15 protein-coding genes and 1 tRNA gene are annotated in these 15,242 nt (G+C 72.4%); 6 read left to right on the top strand and 10 right to left on the bottom strand.

Annotated features, from left to right (window positions below; genetic code table 11):
- Positions 1 to 86: 86 nt before the first annotated feature.
- On the bottom strand, positions 87 to 1,613 hold the full coding sequence (locus tag I8D64_RS16870) for an MFS transporter (protein ID WP_246483133.1): 1,527 nt from the start codon (positions 1,611 to 1,613) through the stop codon (positions 87 to 89).
- A 192-nt stretch (positions 1,614 to 1,805) separates the two neighbouring features.
- Between I8D64_RS16870 and I8D64_RS16875 the strand changes: the two genes are divergently transcribed.
- Complete coding sequence (locus tag I8D64_RS16875; protein ID WP_200503935.1) at positions 1,806 to 3,014, top strand: NAD(P)/FAD-dependent oxidoreductase; 1,209 nt, start codon at positions 1,806 to 1,808, stop codon at positions 3,012 to 3,014.
- Here I8D64_RS16875 and I8D64_RS16880 read toward each other — a convergent pair.
- Together I8D64_RS16880 and I8D64_RS16885 are read right to left on the bottom strand one after the other, a co-directional pair.
- Entirely contained in the window at positions 2,998 to 4,017 is a 1,020-nt protein-coding gene (locus I8D64_RS16880; RefSeq protein ID WP_200503936.1) for a TerC/Alx family metal homeostasis membrane protein, read from the bottom strand. The two genes, I8D64_RS16875 and I8D64_RS16880, sit on opposite strands and share 17 nt — an antisense overlap.
- A gap of 183 nt (positions 4,018 to 4,200) precedes the next feature.
- Entirely contained in the window at positions 4,201 to 6,369 is a 2,169-nt protein-coding gene (locus tag I8D64_RS16885; RefSeq protein WP_200503937.1) for an MMPL family transporter, read from the bottom strand.
- Positions 6,370 to 6,468: 99 nt separating this feature from the next.
- Between I8D64_RS16885 and I8D64_RS16890 the strand changes: the two genes are divergently transcribed.
- Both I8D64_RS16890 and I8D64_RS16895 read left to right on the top strand, forming a co-directional pair.
- The gene (locus tag I8D64_RS16890) at positions 6,469 to 7,101 is read left to right on the top strand and encodes a MarR family winged helix-turn-helix transcriptional regulator (protein ID WP_200503938.1); all 633 of its coding nucleotides are present in this window, start codon (positions 6,469 to 6,471) and stop codon (positions 7,099 to 7,101) included.
- Positions 7,102 to 7,103: 2 nt separating this feature from the next.
- On the top strand, positions 7,104 to 7,943 hold the full coding sequence (locus tag I8D64_RS16895) for a PrsW family intramembrane metalloprotease (RefSeq protein ID WP_200503939.1): 840 nt from the start codon (positions 7,104 to 7,106) through the stop codon (positions 7,941 to 7,943).
- Between the two features lie 22 nt (positions 7,944 to 7,965).
- On the opposite strand, the gene I8D64_RS16900 is transcribed toward I8D64_RS16895, so the two are convergent.
- Positions 7,966 to 8,871, bottom strand: coding sequence for a LysR family transcriptional regulator (locus tag I8D64_RS16900; protein ID WP_343068620.1), 906 nt, complete (start codon positions 8,869 to 8,871; stop codon positions 7,966 to 7,968).
- A gap of 204 nt (positions 8,872 to 9,075) precedes the next feature.
- On the opposite strand from I8D64_RS16900, the gene I8D64_RS16905 reads away from it, so the two are divergent.
- Entirely contained in the window at positions 9,076 to 10,173 is a 1,098-nt protein-coding gene (locus tag I8D64_RS16905; RefSeq protein ID WP_200503941.1) for an NADH:flavin oxidoreductase/NADH oxidase, read from the top strand.
- 16 nt (positions 10,174 to 10,189) lie between these two features.
- On the opposite strand, the gene I8D64_RS16910 is transcribed toward I8D64_RS16905, so the two are convergent.
- From I8D64_RS16910 to I8D64_RS16930, 5 genes are all read right to left on the bottom strand, one after another.
- On the bottom strand, positions 10,190 to 10,912 hold the full coding sequence (locus I8D64_RS16910; protein WP_200503942.1) for a hypothetical protein: 723 nt from the start codon (positions 10,910 to 10,912) through the stop codon (positions 10,190 to 10,192).
- Positions 10,913 to 11,175: 263 nt separating this feature from the next.
- Positions 11,176 to 11,988: a TVP38/TMEM64 family protein gene (locus tag I8D64_RS16915; RefSeq protein ID WP_343068621.1), complete on the bottom strand. Its 813-nt coding sequence runs from the start codon at positions 11,986 to 11,988 to the stop codon at positions 11,176 to 11,178.
- Positions 11,989 to 12,026: 38 nt separating this feature from the next.
- Positions 12,027 to 12,791, bottom strand: a complete 765-nt coding sequence (locus tag I8D64_RS16920; protein WP_200503943.1) for an SDR family oxidoreductase — start codon at positions 12,789 to 12,791, stop codon at positions 12,027 to 12,029.
- Positions 12,792 to 12,859: 68 nt separating this feature from the next.
- A complete protein-coding gene (locus I8D64_RS16925) occupies positions 12,860 to 13,444 on the bottom strand; it encodes a sugar O-acetyltransferase (protein WP_200503944.1) in 585 nt (194 codons plus the stop codon).
- A gap of 43 nt (positions 13,445 to 13,487) precedes the next feature.
- Positions 13,488 to 13,928 carry a GNAT family N-acetyltransferase gene (locus I8D64_RS16930; protein WP_246483134.1) on the bottom strand — a complete coding sequence of 147 codons (441 nt, stop codon included), beginning with the start codon at positions 13,926 to 13,928 and terminating at the stop codon, positions 13,488 to 13,490.
- Between the two features lie 45 nt (positions 13,929 to 13,973).
- Between I8D64_RS16930 and I8D64_RS16935 the strand changes: the two genes are divergently transcribed.
- Positions 13,974 to 14,444, top strand: coding sequence for a YchJ family metal-binding protein (locus I8D64_RS16935; RefSeq protein ID WP_200503946.1), 471 nt, complete (start codon positions 13,974 to 13,976; stop codon positions 14,442 to 14,444).
- A gap of 92 nt (positions 14,445 to 14,536) precedes the next feature.
- Here the strand turns inward: I8D64_RS16935 and I8D64_RS16940 are convergent, their stop codons facing one another.
- On the bottom strand, positions 14,537 to 14,710 hold the full coding sequence (locus I8D64_RS16940; protein ID WP_228358047.1) for a DUF3618 domain-containing protein: 174 nt from the start codon (positions 14,708 to 14,710) through the stop codon (positions 14,537 to 14,539).
- Positions 14,711 to 14,797: 87 nt separating this feature from the next.
- On the opposite strand from I8D64_RS16940, the gene I8D64_RS16945 reads away from it, so the two are divergent.
- A tRNA-Leu gene (locus I8D64_RS16945) sits at positions 14,798 to 14,879 on the top strand.
- Positions 14,880 to 15,242: the final 363 nt, after the last annotated feature.

Below are 15,242 nucleotides of genomic sequence, written 5' to 3' on the forward strand. Positions count from 1 at the left end.
CCGGGCCCCCCCGGCGGGGCCGCCCCAACGCACTCGGCGCGCCCCGGGGGCCCCCCCCCCCCCCCGGCCCCCGCCCCGACGGAGGATCAGTGGGCACCGGCCCGCTGGGCGAGCACGAAGGCCTCGGCCTCCTCGCTGAGCTCCTTCGCGTGCGCCGTGGCCTCCTTGCGGTCGCTCGCCGCGGGCTTCGAGCCCCACAGCGGGCGGCCGTTGCTCTCGGGCACGATGTGCACGCAGATCAGGCCGATCACGCCGGCCGCCATCAGGTAGATCGCGGGCCACATGAGGAAGTGGGTCCAGGTCACCAGGGAGGTCATCACCGTGGAGGTGGTGCCGCCGAACAGCGAGATGGCGACGTTGAAGGAGATCGACAGGGCGCCCGCGCGCACGGCCGTCGGGAACAGCGACGGCAGCGTGGAGGGCATGGTCGCGCTGAAGCAGATCAGGCTCAGGCCCATGATCAGCAGGCCGAACAGCACGCTGACATCGCTGTTCCCGCGGATGAGGAGCACCGAGGGGATCGAGAGCACGATGAGTGCGATCGAGCCCGCGCGCACCACGGCCTTGCGGCCCACGCGGTCGCTCAGGCGGCCGATCACGGGGATCAGGATCAGGCACATGACCATGACGATGATCTGCAGGATCGAGGAGGCGAGGTCGGAGACGCCGCCGCTGCCCTGGTACTCGCGGATCATCGGGAAGAACTGCGGCATGAACGCCGTCAGCATGTAGTTGGTGACGTTCCAGGCGAGCACGAGGCCCATGCACGCCAGCAGGTTCGGCCACAGGCGCAGGATGCCCTTGATCTCGCCGCGGCCCTTCTTCTCGCCGCCGGCCTCGGAGCTCGCCGGCGCGCCGGACTTCTTCGCGGCCTTCTTCTCCTCGGCCTTGGCCTTGGCCTCCGCGTCCTGCTGCTTCTCGAGCTCGCGGTAGGCGGGCGTGTCCTCGAGCTTGGAGCGCAGGTAGACGCCGACGAGGCCCAGGGGCAGGGCGACGAAGAACGGCAGGCGCCAGCCCCAGCTGAGCAGCTGGTCCTGGGTCAGGATGGCGGTCATGATGGTCGCGACCGAGGCGCCCAGCACGTAGCCGCCGAAGGTGCCGACCTCGAGCAGGCTCCCGAAGAAGCCGCGACGACGGTCCGGGGCGTACTCGGCGATGAATGCCATCGCGTTGCCGTACTCGCCGCCGGTGGAGAAGCCCTGGATCAGCCGGCAGGCCAGCAGCAGGAACGGGGCGGCGAGGCCGATCGTCGCGTAGTCGGGCAGGACGCCGATGAGGAAGGTGCCCAGCGCCATCATGATCATCGTGGTGGCGAGGACCGACTTGCGTCCGATGCGGTCGGCCAGCGGGCCGAAGAACATACCGCCGAGGGGGCGGACCAGGAAGGCGACGGCGAACAGGGCGGCCACGATGATCGCGCCGGCGGCTCCCGCGTTCTTCGGGAGGAAGACGCCCTCGATGGTGACCTGCAGGTATCCGTAGACGCCGAAGTCGTACCACTCGGTGATGTTACCGATGGCCGCGGCCCCGATCGCTCGACGGATCACCGAGGGTTCGGTGATGGTGACCTGCTCGGGACGCCACTTCTGCGGCGTATAGCTGATCGTGCTCAAAGAACTCCTCCTGCGTGCTCGATGTCCGGGTGCTCTGGGCGCCGTCGTCCAGGAACCGCTCGTGCACAGTACTCCTGTGATCTCCCCGACATCCGCGGGATGACGCGCATGAGCGGGCGCCGGGCAGCGGGGCCCTCACGCCGTCGCCGCCACGGGTCTAGGGTCGTGTCAGAACCGGACGAGGAGGCCGCGATGACGCAGTTCCAGGATTCCTACCCGTACGTGATCATCGGCGCGGGGGTCGCCGCGGCCAGCGCCGTTGCGGGCATACGCGAGAAGGACGGCACCGGCTCGATCGTCGTCCTCGGCGCGGAGCCCGACCCGCCCGTGTACCGACCCGATCTGTCCAAGACGCTGTGGCTGGACGCCGACGCGTCCCTCGAGGACTCGGCGCTGGATGTGACCGGGGAGGGCGTCGAGCTTCACACCTCGAGCACGGTCGTCGCGATCGACCCGGACGGGCATCGCGTCGAGCTCGCCGACGGCAACCGCATCGGCTTCGAGCACCTGCTGATCGCGACGGGCGCCTCGCCGCGCACCGGCCCGATCGCGCCGGGCCCGCGCGTCATCCACTACCGCACGAGCGCCGACTACCGGGCGCTGCGCGCCGTGGCGAGCCCGGGCGCGCACGTCGCCGTGGTCGGCGGCGGGTACATCGGCGGCGAGATCGCCTCCGCGCTGCTGCAGAACGATGTCCAGGTGACGCTTGTCCTCCCCCACGGCACGGTCCAGCCCGGCATGTTCCCGCCGGACCTCTCGGACCGGATCACCCGGAAGCTTACCGCGAAGGGCGCCCGCATCGTCACGGGCCGCCTCGCCGGAGGATCGGAGGACGGGGACTCCGTGACCCTGACCCTCGAGGACGGCGGGGAGATCACCGCGGATGCGGTCGTGATCGGGATCGGCGTCACCCCGAACACGTCCCTCGCCCGGGAGGCGGGCATCGAGGTGGACGACGGCATCGTCGTGGACGAGCTGCTGAGGACCTCCGCCGCGGACGTCTTCGCCGCCGGGGACGTCGCCTCCTACCCCGATGCCCTGCTGGGCAGGCGCCGCGTCGAGCACGTCGACAACGCGGAGACGATGGGGAGGGCCGCCGGCCGGGCGATGGCCGGCGACCTCACCCCGTACGAGCACACGCCGTTCTTCTGGTCGGACCTCCTCGACGACGGCTACGAGGCGATCGGGGACCTCGACGCCGCCCGCGTCCTGCGCGAGGACGCCTCCGAGGACGGCTCCGCCGAGGTCGTGCTCTACGGGGCCGACGGGCGCGTCCGCGGCGCTCTGCTGTGGAACACGTGGGACAGCGTCGACGCCGCTCGCGAGCTCATCGCCGAGACCCGCGAGACCCCGCTGGCCGGCCCCGAGGACCTGCGCGGCAGGATCAGCCCCGGCGGCTGAGGGACGGGTCCTCGGCCTCCTCGTCGAGCGCCTCGTCGGGCCCCGCGCCGCGGGTGCGCAGCAGGCTCGCGGCGGTCGCGACCGCGACCACGAGGCCGATGAAGGACAGCGAGAACCAGATCGGGACCTCGGGCACCCACAGCAGCGGCTGTCCGCCGTTCACGAAGGGCAGCTCGTTGACGTGGAGGGCGTGCATCACGAGCTTGACGCCGATGAAGGCGAGGATGATCGCGAGCCCCTGCGCGAGGTAGACGAGGCGCTGCAGCAGACCGCCGATGAGGAAGTACAGCTGACGCAGGCCCATCAGGGCGAAGGCGTTGGCCGTGAACACGATGTACGTCTGCTCGGTGAGGCCGAAGATCGCGGGGATCGAGTCGACGGCGAAGACCACGTCGACCACGCCGATGGTGAGCACCGTGAGCATGAGCGGGGTGACGAAGCGCCTGCCGTCGATGCGGGTCACGAAGCGGCCGCCGTCGTACTCGTCGCTGACCGGCAGGACGCGGCGCACCAGGCGCATGATCCGGCCGTCGGTCGGATCGGAGTCCTCGGACCCGAAGGCCTGGCGCCAGGCGAGCACGAGCAGCAGGGCGCCGAACACGTAGAAGACCCAGGAGAGGTTCTCGATCAGCGTCGCGCCCACGGCGATGAAGGCGCCGCGCAGCACGAGGGCGATGACGATGCCGATCATCAGCACCTTCTGCTGATGGACCCTGGGCACGGCGAAGCTGGTCATGATCAGCAGGAACACGAAGAGGTTGTCGATCGACAGCGCCTTCTCCGTGAGGTAGCCCGCGAAGTACTCGCCGCCGTATCCCCATCCGGAGAAGACCCCGATGCCGACGCCGAACAGCAGCGCCAGGCCGATGTAGAGGGCGGACCAGCGGGCGGCCTCGCCGATCGAGGGCTCGTGCGGGGTGCGCACGTGCGCGAAGAACTCGTACACGAAGAAGGCGACGGTCACGGCGAGCGTGATCGTCCAGACGAGGGGTGAGACGTCCACTGAGGGCTCCTGAGGGGCTCGGGCAAGCGATGGCTGCCAGAGTCTCCTTCGTCCTGGTCCCCCAGAACCGACGGCCCGGGTCGTGATCGCACGACCGTATTGACGAGCCCGCCGAGGCGAAGTACTCCCTCTGCACCGCAGACGCTACGGAGGGAAGGTGAACTGGAGCTGGGAACGGCCCGCTCAGTCCGCGCGGTCCGCGCGGCGCGCGAGCCGCGAGGGCCACCACACGCTGCGCCCCACGTCGACGGCGAGCGCCGGGACCAGCAGGGTGCGCACCACGAAGGTGTCCAGCAGGACGCCGAAGGCGACGATGAAGGCCAGCTGGGCGAGGAAGAGGATCGGGATCACGGCGAGCGCCGCGAAGGTGGCCGCGAGCACGATCCCGGCCGAGGTGATGACGCCGCCGGTGAGGGTGAGGCCGCGCAGGATCCCGGGTCTCGTGCCGTGCGCGAGGGACTCCTCGCGCACGCGGGTCATGAGGAAGATGTTGTAGTCGATGCCCAGGGCGACCAGGAACACGAAGCCGTACAGCGGCACGGCCGCGTCGGCCCCCGGGAAGTCGAGCACGTGGTCGAAGACGAGCGCGGAGACCCCGAGCGCCGCCCCGAAGGAGAGGGCCGTGGTCGCGATGAGCAGCAGCGGGGCGAGCAGGGAGCGCAGCAGCAGCACGAGGATCGCCGCGATCACCGCTAGGACCACGGGGATGATGAGGTTCCGGTCGTGCACGGAGGCGTCGTCGGTGTCGATCGCGGTGGCGGTCTCGCCGCCCACGAGGGCGTCCTGCGGCAGGTCCTCGCGCAGTCCGCGCACGGTGTCCTCGGCGGCCGCCGAGTCGGGGGCGTCGGCGAGCGTCGCCTCGAGCAGCACGCGCCCGTCCTCGACGCGGGGATCGGCCCCGCCCCGGATCCCGTCGGCCGTGACCGCGGCGCTGCCCGAGGGGGCGTCCGAGGAGCGCGCGCTCACCGACTCCACCCCGTCCGCGTCCAGGAGCCGGTCCGCCGTCTCCTGCAGCTGGTCCTGCGGGACGAGGATCTGGGCGGGGCTGCCGGAGCCGCCCGGGAAATGCTCGCCGAGCACCTCCTGGCCGGTGCGGGCCTGGGAGTCGCCGAGGACGAGCTCGGACTGGGAGACGCCGTCGGCCCGCAGCTGGAGCAGGCCCGCGCACGCGACGCACAGCACGAGCACCACGCCGATCCAGATCCGGCGGGGGTGGCGCTCGACGCGGCGGGCGACGCCGGCCCAGAGCCCGCGGGTCACGAGCTGCTCCTCGCTGCGCTCGGCCTCGGCGGGGTCGTAGAGAGGCCGACGGGGCCAGAACGCGGTGCGTCCCGCGAGGAACAGGAGGGCGGGAAGGAGGGTGAGCGCCGAGAGCATCGCGAAGGCGATGCCGATCGCGGCGACCGGGCCCAGCGTGGAGTTCGAGCGCAGGTCGCTCAGCAGCAGGCACAGCAGGGCGGCGATCACCGTTCCGCCGGAGGCCAGGATCGGCTCGGCGGTGCCGCGGATCGCGCGCAGCAGCGCGACGCCGCGGTCGGGGACGGCCCGCAGCTCCTCGCGGTACCGGGCGACCATGAGCAGGGAGTAGTCGGTGGCCGCGCCGATGACGAGGATGAACAGGATGCCCTGGGTCTGCCCGCTCAGCAGCAGCACCCCGGCGTGCGCCAGGTGCCAGATCACCGCGAGCGCCGCGCACAGGGCGAACATGCTGGTCGCGAGCACCATGAAGGGCAGGAGCGCCGAGCGGTAGACGATCAGCAGGATCGCGAGCACCGCGGCGAGCGCGACGCCCAGCAGCAGGCCGTCGATGCCGGAGAAGGCCTCCGTGAGGTCGCCCGAGAAGCCCGCGGGCCCGGTGACGTACGAGGTCGTCCCCGCGGGCAGGTCCTCCGCGAGCGAGCTCTCGAGGTCGGAGACCGCGGCGCCGAGGTCGGCACCCGCGTCCAGGGGCACGAAGGACTCGACGGCCCGGCCGTCCTCCGAGGGGATCGGCGGCGAGACGTCACCGGAGACCTGGTCGAGGTCCTCGGCGGAGGCGAGGGCGTCCTGGACGCCGCGCAGCTGGTCCTCGCTGAGCGCCCCGTCGCCCGCGCCGTCCGCGGTGACGACGACGATCGCGGGGATGGTGTCCCCCTCGGTGAAGGCCTCGGCGGCCTTCTGCACCTGCGTGGCCTCGGCCGAGGTCGGGAGGTAGGCAGTCCGGTCGTTGGAGGAGACCTCGTCGATGCGGCCGAACAGTGGCCCGCCGACGGAGGCGCCCGCGACCCAGAGCACCACGAGCAGCGCGGGCAGCACGATCCGCACGGCGCGGATCCAGCGGGTCCGGGGCGTGGGCGTGCCGCGGTGGGTCATGGAGGGCTCCGTCCAGAGATTGCTAGCCTGGCGAGCAATCTACCCCATCGCCGCTCATCGCCGCCGGTCCGGTCCCGCGCGGTGGCTACGCTGTCGCCCATGAGCACGAGTCCCGAGCCGCACTCCCCCTCCCCCTGGCGGGTGCAGGACATCGACGCGAGCGACCCGTCCGGGGAGCTCGTGGACCGCTCGGGGCTCACGCGCGAGGCGATCACGGGGATCGACGAGCTGATGGCGGCCCTTGTGGAGCTGCGGCGCACCGAGGAGGAGCTGCGCGACGCCTCCGAGGCGTACATGCAGCTGAACTCGACGGACATGCGCGCGCTGCACTACCTCATCGCCGCGGCCCACCGCGGCGAGCGGCCGACGGCCGCGGCCCTGGGCTCGGAGCTGCGGATCTCGAGCGCCTCGACGACGAAGCTGCTGGACCGCCTCGAGCGCGGCGGGCACGTCCACCGCCGCGCGCATCCCTCCGACCGCCGGGCGATCACGATCGAGGTCGCGCCCGCGACGCGGCAGGCGGCCATGGAGACCATGGGACGCCAGCAGGCCGGCCGCTTCCGCGCCGCCGCGCGCCTCAGCGACGCCGAGCGCGAGACGATCACGACGTTCCTGCGCTCGATGGCCCGCGAGATCTCCGTCGAGGACGCTCCGTGGGCCCGCGAGGCACGATCGTCCGCATCCGCCCCCGCACCCACCCCCTCCCCTGAGCCCAGAGAGCCGAGGACCTGACGATGACGACTCCGCCGGTGCCCGCCACCGCCCCGAACACCCTGCCCAGTTCTCCCTGGTACGAGCGCCTCTCCTGGCTGTTCGTCCTGGTCGTCGGCGTCTTCGCCTACATCGTGATCTTCGTGGTCATGCTGCTCACGCGCAACACCACGCTCCTGCCGACCGTTCTGCTCGTGGGTGCCGGGACAGTGCCGCTCACGGTGCTGCTCGCGGCCCAGACCACGCGCCGCGGGATCCTGGTGCCGATCCCGATCGTCCTGCTGACGGTCGGCGTCGGCGGCCTCCTCGCCGTCACCATCGCCGGCTTCCTCGAGACGATCGCGGCGCTGATCCTCGGTCAGGAGTCGATCCTGCTGGTCGGGATCATCGAGGAGACCGCCAAGCTGATCGTCCCGCTGCTCGTCCTCGCCATCGCGCACCGCGCCACCCGGGGCGGCGGGATCGCCGTCGGCATCGCGGCGGGCACGGGCTTCGCGGTGCTCGAGACGATGGGCTACGGCTTCAACGCGCTGCTCGAGCGCGGGGGCGGCCTCGCGGCGCTCGACTCGACGCTGGTCCTGCGCGCGATCCTCGTCCCGGCGGGGCACGTGGCCTGGACGGGCGCGATCTGCGCCGCCGTCTGGCACCTGGTCGAGGGGCGGCGCAAGGGGCTCGCGGTGCTCGAGCTGGTGCTCACCTATGTGGCCGCGATCGTCCTGCACACGGCCTGGGACGCGACCTCGAGCGCGGTGCTGCACGTGCTGATCGGCGTCGTCAGCGTCGGCGCGCTCGTGTTCCTCATCCTGCGCGCGCACCGCTCGCACGTGAGGTCGCTGGAGAGTGTCGCCGGCGACCCGCGCTGAGCGGTCCCGACCCTCACCGCCCTCACCAGGAGCGCGCGGCCCCCTCGAGGGCCTCGCGCACGCGGACCACGGCCGGATTGCACTCGGCCCCGGGCCGCTGGACCAGGAACAGGGTGTTCAGGGGCGGCACGTCCTCGCCGCCGAGGTCCACGAGGGACCCGGCCTCGAGATCCTCCCGGCACAGCGACCGCGGCAGCACGCTCGCCCCGGCTCCCGCGCGCACGGCCGCGAGGACGGCGTGCAGGGTGGGGGCGATGAGCGCGGCCCCGGGCGGCTGGGCGCCGAACACGGAGCGCCAGTAGCGCCGCACGATCGGCATGTCCTCCGCGATGCTCACGAGCGGCACCTCCCGCAGCGCGCGGCACAGGCTCTCCCCGTCCTCGCGCCCCGCGAGCCGGCGCGCCCACTCGGGGGCGACGACCAGCACGTACTCCTCGCCGCTGAGCGGCGTCGCCGCGAGCGCCCGGCCCCGCGGCCGACGGGTCGTGATGACCAGGTCGTGCGTCCCCTCGCGCAGGGATTCGAGCAGCTCGTCGGTGAGCCCCTCGGCCGTGCGCAGCTGCACGCCCTCGGCGACGAGCGGGGCGAGGGCGGGGAGCACGCGCGAGCACAGCATCTCGGCGGGGCCCGCGAGATGGACGGGGGTGGCGACGCCGTCGAGGTCGCACTCGTCGGTGCGCAGGGCGTCGAGGGCGTCGAGCGGACCGCGCACCCGCTCGGCGAGCTCGTGCGCGTAGGGCGTCGGCTCCACGCCGCGCGGCAGGCGCGTGAATAGCGTGCGGTCCACCTGCGCCTCGAGGGCACGGATCTGCGTGGTGACCGAGGGCTGGCTGAGACCGAGGGCGCGCGCCGCCGCGGTGAAGGAGCCGGCCCGGTGGACGGCGAGGAAGGTCCGCAGCAGATTGAGGTCGAGGACGGGTGTGCTCACGTCCCCCACCCTACCGCCCGACCCATACGCGGACACATGCCCGCCATAGGCGCAGCTATTGGACGCCGGAGACGTCGAGGTATAGCTTCGTCGATGTCAGTCAGCGTCGCTGCCATGTCCGGGATCGCCATCGGGGGATCCCTCGCCCTGGGGCGCGCGGACGCGGCGGCCGGCGCTCGTCCCCCAGCTTCGAGGAGCAGTGGCATGAGCCGCACCCTGTTCGACCCCATCACCCTGCGCGATCTCACCGTGCGCAACCGCGTGTGGGTCCCGCCGATGTGCCAGTACATGGTCGAGAAGACCGACGGGGTCGTCACCCCGTGGCATCTCATGCACTACGGATCGTTCGCGCGCGGCGGCGCGGGCGCCGTGATCGTCGAGGCGACCGGCGTGGTGCCCGAGGGCCGCATCAGCCCCCAGGACCTGGGCCTGTGGAACGACGCCCAGCGCGACGCCCTGCGCGGCGTCGTCGACCTCGTGCACTCCCTGGGCGCCGCCGCCGGCATCCAGCTCGCCCACGCGGGCCGCAAGGCCTCGACGTACAGCGAGTGGGGCAACCCGGCGCCCGGCACCTCGATCGCCGTCGCCGACGGCGGCTGGGAGACCGTCGCTCCCTCGGATCTGGCCTTCGGGGATCTGACCGCCCCGCGGGCGCTCGACGCGGACGGGATCGACGGCGTCATCGAGGCGTTCGTCGCCGCCGCCCGTCGCGCCGTCGAGGCCGGGATGGACATGATCGAGATCCACGGGGCCCACGGCTACCTGATCCACGAGTTCCTCTCCCCGCTCAGCAACGTCCGCACGGACGAGTACGGCGGCAGCCTCGAGAACCGCGCGCGGTTGCTGCTGCGGATCGTGGACGCAGTGCGCGCGTCGATCCCCGAGGGCATGCCGCTGCTGGTGCGGCTCTCGGCGACCGACTGGGTCGAGGACGGCCTGCACGTCGAGGACACGGTGCACGTCGCGCAGTGGCTGCGCGAGCATGGTGTGGACATGGTGGACATCTCCTCGGGAGGCAACAGCCCGGCGGCGCAGATCCCCGTCGGCCCCGGCTACCAGACGCCGCTGGCGACGGCCGTGAAGCAGGGCGCGGGCATCCCGGTCTCCGCCGTCGGCATGATCGACGAGCCCTGGCAGGCGGAGCAGATCACCGCGACGGGCCTCGCGGACGTGGTGCGCGTGGGCCGCGAGTTCCTGCGCGACCCGAGCTTCGCGATCCGCACGGCCCTCGCGCTGCGCGTCGCGGAGCCGCCCATCCCGGCGCCCTACGTCCGCGCCTACCGCCAGCAGCTGCGCGGCTGAGGCAGGGACCCGCGGGTCACAGCCCCAGCAGGGAGTGCACGGACGCGGTGCGCTCGGCGAGCAGACGCCGCACGTCGGCCGCCGCGGCGGCGAGGCTCTCCGCCTCGTCGTCGTGGGCCGGCCGATCGCTCGCCGGCCCCTGCCCGAGCACGCGCTCGACGGCCGAGGCGAAGGTCTCGGTGGCCAGGTCGTCCCCCGCGTGCGAGCCGTGCAGGGGCCGGCCCGCCATCAGCGGGTCCATGAACCCGCGCAGGAGGCACTGCAGCGAGAAGGCCTGGTGATCGGCCTCGCAGACGAGGCACACCAGGCCGTGCTCGCGCCAGATCCCGACCATCTCGCCGACCAGGCCGACGGGCATGAGCAGCCGCGTGAGCTGCACCGTGCGGGGGTCATCGACCGCGTCGCCCAGGAGGTCCCCGTCGGCCCTCTGCAGCGCGCACACCAGCACGCGCGAGCGCAGGCTCTCGACCAGATGCAGGCAGAGCCGGTCGGGACGCGCGCGGGCGGGGTCCTCGCGCAGCGCGCGGGAGACGCGACGCGCAGCCTCGAGCAGGTCCCGGGCGATGAGGCCGACCATCAGGTCCTGGTCGGAGCTCCACAGCCGGCGCGCGCCGGCGGGCTCGACCCGCGCCGCGCTGATCACCTCGTCGAGGGTCACCGCGGAGCCGGGCTGCTGGGCGAGCACTTCGCGCGCGGAGTCCAGGACCCGCTGTGCGACGGGGTTCCGACTCTCGGGCATGAGAGCGCCGGCGCGTCGCGCGTGCACGCGAGTCCCCTGCTCCCCCATGCGTCTCCCCTCGTCACTCCTGCGGGTGGTCCGGCGGCCTGCTCGCTCCTCCCAGCACCGGTCGGTTACGTCGGAATTGAGCGACCTGTCCGATCCGCCTCACCGGCAGAGAATACGTCATCGCACGACCGCTCCAGGAACGGGTTCGGCTCGGAAGACCGGCGGCCCGGACGACACACCCCGACGGGACGGCCGCGCGGCCCGCGCCGGGGGCATCAGGCCTGGTCGTCCGCGATGTTCCCGGGGTCCGTGTCGTTCCCGTCGGACCCGGTCCGGCTCCCGTCGCCGTGGGTCCGCGACCCGGGCAGGGGCCGACGGGCGGTGCCGCGGAAGGCGCGGTAGCCCCAGATCGTCAGCACGATCACGACGGCCCATGAGACGGCGAGGACGACGCCGATCACGACGCCCGGATCGGCCAGGAAGGCCCCGATCGCGACCAGCGAGATCTGGCCGGGGATGCAGGCGATGAGCGAGGCGGTGAGGAACTCGCGCTGGGTGATGCCGAAGGCGCCGGCCCCGTAGTTCACCGGCCAGTAGGGCAGGCCCGGCATCACCCGCAGCAGGAAGACCGCGGCGAAGCCGCCGTTCTCGAGCCGATCGCCGACGGTGCGGGCATGGCTGCCCAGGATCTTCCCGACGACGCCGCGGCCCAGCAGCCGGGCGACCCAGTAGGCGCCCCAGCAGCCCAGCATCACCCCGACGATCGAGAGCACGCCGCCCTCGAGCACGCCGAAGAGCATGCCGCCGGCCACTGCCATGATCGTCACCGGGATCGGGGTCAGCGCGACGACGGCGTAGAGCAGGGCGAAGACGAGGAACGCCGCCCAGCCGTAGTCCTCGAGGCGCTCCTGGAGGACGTCCAGCGAGGGCAGGCGCACGGTGAGGGCGAGCCACACCATGAGCAGCACCACCGCGACGAGCCCCATCGACCGCAGCACGGGCAGCGGCTCGAACCGGCGGGCGGAATGCTCATGCGGGGACCGCTCGGGCGAGGCGGTCCCGGGCGGGGCGGACTCGCCGTGGGGCACGGCGGGATCCGGGGATGCGGGCGGCGTGACGTCCTCGCTCAGGAATCGGCCGACTGGGCCAGGAAGTCCTCGGCGCCGCCGACGAGCTCCACGTGCCCGGTCTTCACGTCGGCCGTGGCCATCTTCGCGACCTCGGCCGCGAACTCGGCGACCGAGTACAGGCGCCCGGCGGCCTCGCGGCGCGCGTCCAGGGCTCCGGGCTCGGCGCGGTTCAGCAGGGTCGCGGTGACCGTGCCCTCGATCATGTCGCCGGAGACGACGACGAAGCTGATGCCCTTGGCCTCGAGCTCGGGGATGCGCTCCACCAGGGCGTCCTCGCCGGCGCGCTTGGACAGCGCCACCGCGACGTACTGGTCCATGGTCTCGACGTCGCGGATGAAGTGGGCCTGGTGACTGGTCACGAAGACGACGCGGCCGCCGTCGCTCATGAGCTCGGTGCCGGCGAGCAGAGCGTCCAGCTGCGCGTCGCGGTTCAGGCGCATCGCGTAGTCCTCGCCGAGGTCGGCCTCCATGCCGCCGGAGGCGTTGAGGACCAGCAGGTCCAGGCCGCCGAAGGCGTCGACCGCCGCGCGCATGAGGCCGCGCACCTCCTCGGGGCTGGTGAGGTCGGCGCCGACGGCGATCGCGCGGCCGCCGGCCTCCTCGATCTCCTTGACGACCTTGTTGGCGCGGGGCGCCTTCTGGCGGTAGTTGACGACCACGTTCGCGCCCTCGGTGGCGAGCAGCTTCGCGGTGTCCGCGCCGACGCCTCGCGAGGATCCGGTGATGACGGCGGTCTTGCCTGCGAGGGACGTCGACGACATGGTGCTGCTCCTTCGATGGGGTCTGGGCGCCGGTGCGCGACCGGCATCGTCCCGAGGCTACCGGACGCTCAGAGCTCCCGGACCACCCGTGCGGGGCTCCCCACGGCGAGGACGCCGGGCGGCACGTCGGACGTCACGACCGAGCCCGCACCGATCACGGATCCCGCGCCGATGGTGACGCCGGGGCAGACGATGACCCCGCCGCCCAGCCACACGTCGTCCTCGAGCGTGATCGGCTCGGCCGCTTCCCATCCCTGGGCGCGCGCCTCGCGCTCGAGCGGGTGGATCGCGGTGAGCAGCTGGATGTTCGGGCCCAGCTGGCAGCGCTCGCCGATGCGGACGTCGACGACGTCGAGGGCGACGAGCCCGAAGTTCACGAAGGTGCCCGCGCCGATGAAGAGCCGACTGCCGTAGTCGACGCGCAGGGGCGCCCGCACGTGGGCCCCCTCACCCAGGCCTCCGAGCAGACCGCCGAGGATGCCCTGCGAGGCATCGGGGTCCTGGGCGTAGACGTCGTTGAAGCGGGCGGTCTCGCGCAGGGCGCGACGGAACTGCCGCTGGATGTCGGGGTCGTCGGCGATGTACCAGTCGCCGGCGAGCATCCGCTCGAGCTGGCTGCGGGGGTCGTCGGGGTCGACGGCGAAGGGCTTCATGGGCACGAGCCTACGGGCGAGGGGCGCGTGGTGGAGGCACGGTTCACCGTCCTGCGAGCCTCACGCCGAGCGACGGGGCGACGTCCACGAAGCCGGTCGCGTCGCAGAGCCGACGCCCGGGCGGATCGGCGATCAGCGTGATGTACGGGTCGGGCGGGGCGGCGGCGCGGATCCTCTCGATGAGGCAGTCCAGGACGACGCGGCCGATGCCTCGGCCCTGCTGGGCGGGCGCGGTCGCCATGACGGCGATGTGGAAGTACCACCCGCCATCGCCGATCACCCGGCCCATCGCGGCGAGGGCGCCGTCGGCGTCGCGCACGGTCTGCCATGCCCAGCTGCCCGTGAGGATCGGCGCCGCCTGCTCAGGAGTCCTCGGGCTCAGCCCGGAGGCGGTGCGCAGGCGCACGTACTCCTCGACGGCCGGTGCCTCGGTGGTCGCGACGAGGCCATCGGGCAGGGTGCGGGGCGGGAGATGCGAGGTCATGCTCGTCATCCTCGCAGTCGGTGGGCTCCGCGGGATACTGGGGCGATGCCCTCCCCCACCCCGGAATCCGATGACCCGCGCGATCACGGGGCTGGTAACGCACCTGCACCTGCACCTGACGATTCCTGCCTCTGCGGCAGCGGCGAGGTGTTCGCCGCCTGCTGCGGACCGATCCTCGCCGGCGATCGCGACGCCCCGACGGCCGAGGCGCTGATGCGATCGCGGTTCTCCGCCTTCGCCCTCGGGGACACGGCGCACCTTCGGCGCAGCTGGGACGCGGCGCAGCGCCCGTCGGCAGCGGAGCTCGAGGCATCAGATGATGGGGATCTGCGCTGGCAGAAGCTGCGGATTCTCGACGTGGACGCGGGCGGTCCCGGCGATGCGGAAGGCGTCGTGGAGTTCGTGGCGATCGCGCGTGGGAGCGAGGGCAAAGTGCGTCTGCACGAGCGCTCGCGATTCCGGCGGGTGGAGGAAGCACCGGGGTGGGTCTACGTCGACGGGGAGATCCGCGGCTGACGCCGATGGTGAGCAGGGGGCGACCCCTCGGACGCAGTTCGCCCCCGGTACACGGAGCGATCCGCGCCGGGGGCGAGCATGTGCGCTGCGGGTCAGCGGCGGAAGAGGCCCTTCACGGTGCTGACGGCCTCGTTCGCCCAGCGGGCGACGGCGTTCTTGGGGTTCACGCGGTCGACGAGCTCGTCGATGTCCGAGGCCAGGTTGTCCTGGCGCCTCGTCGCCTCCTGGCGCATGTCCTCCAGGGACACCTTGTTCTTCTTGGCCACGGCTGCCTCCGGGTCGTCGGGTGCTGACGGGTCCGATCGTATCGTGCACACGGAGCCGCCGCGTCCGGACCGCTACTCTGGTGCGGCGCGCGAGTGGCGGAACTGGCAGACGCGCTGGATTTAGGTTCCAGTGCCCGAGGGCGTGCGGGTTCGAGTCCCGCCTCGCGCACCTGTCTCCCAATTCTTGCGGCCATCGCATGCGAGGTCGTGCCGCGCTGCCTTCGTCGCCCCCGACTCACGATCCGGTTTCGGGCGTGCCTGTAGAGGGGCACGGTGGCGTGCCCCTCTACGGGTGGGGGTGGTGCTGCTTGCGGGGTTGCTGACCTTGCCGCCTTGCGATGGCGGGTCGGGCTGGTGGGTCAGAAGGGTGGTGGTCCGGGATCGAACTTCGGAGGTGGAGCCTGCTGCTTGCGTGGTTTTCGGGTGGTGGCGCTGATGGGGATGTCGCCGTCGTACTGGAACGTCGGGAGCGGTTGATATCGACGCCGGACGGGTTTCTCGACGGGGACTTCTTCGAGGTCGGGGGCGACGG

It is taken from the genome of Brachybacterium halotolerans (assembly GCF_016623465.1).
GTDB classification, from domain to species: Bacteria; Actinomycetota; Actinomycetes; order Actinomycetales; family Dermabacteraceae; genus Brachybacterium; species Brachybacterium halotolerans.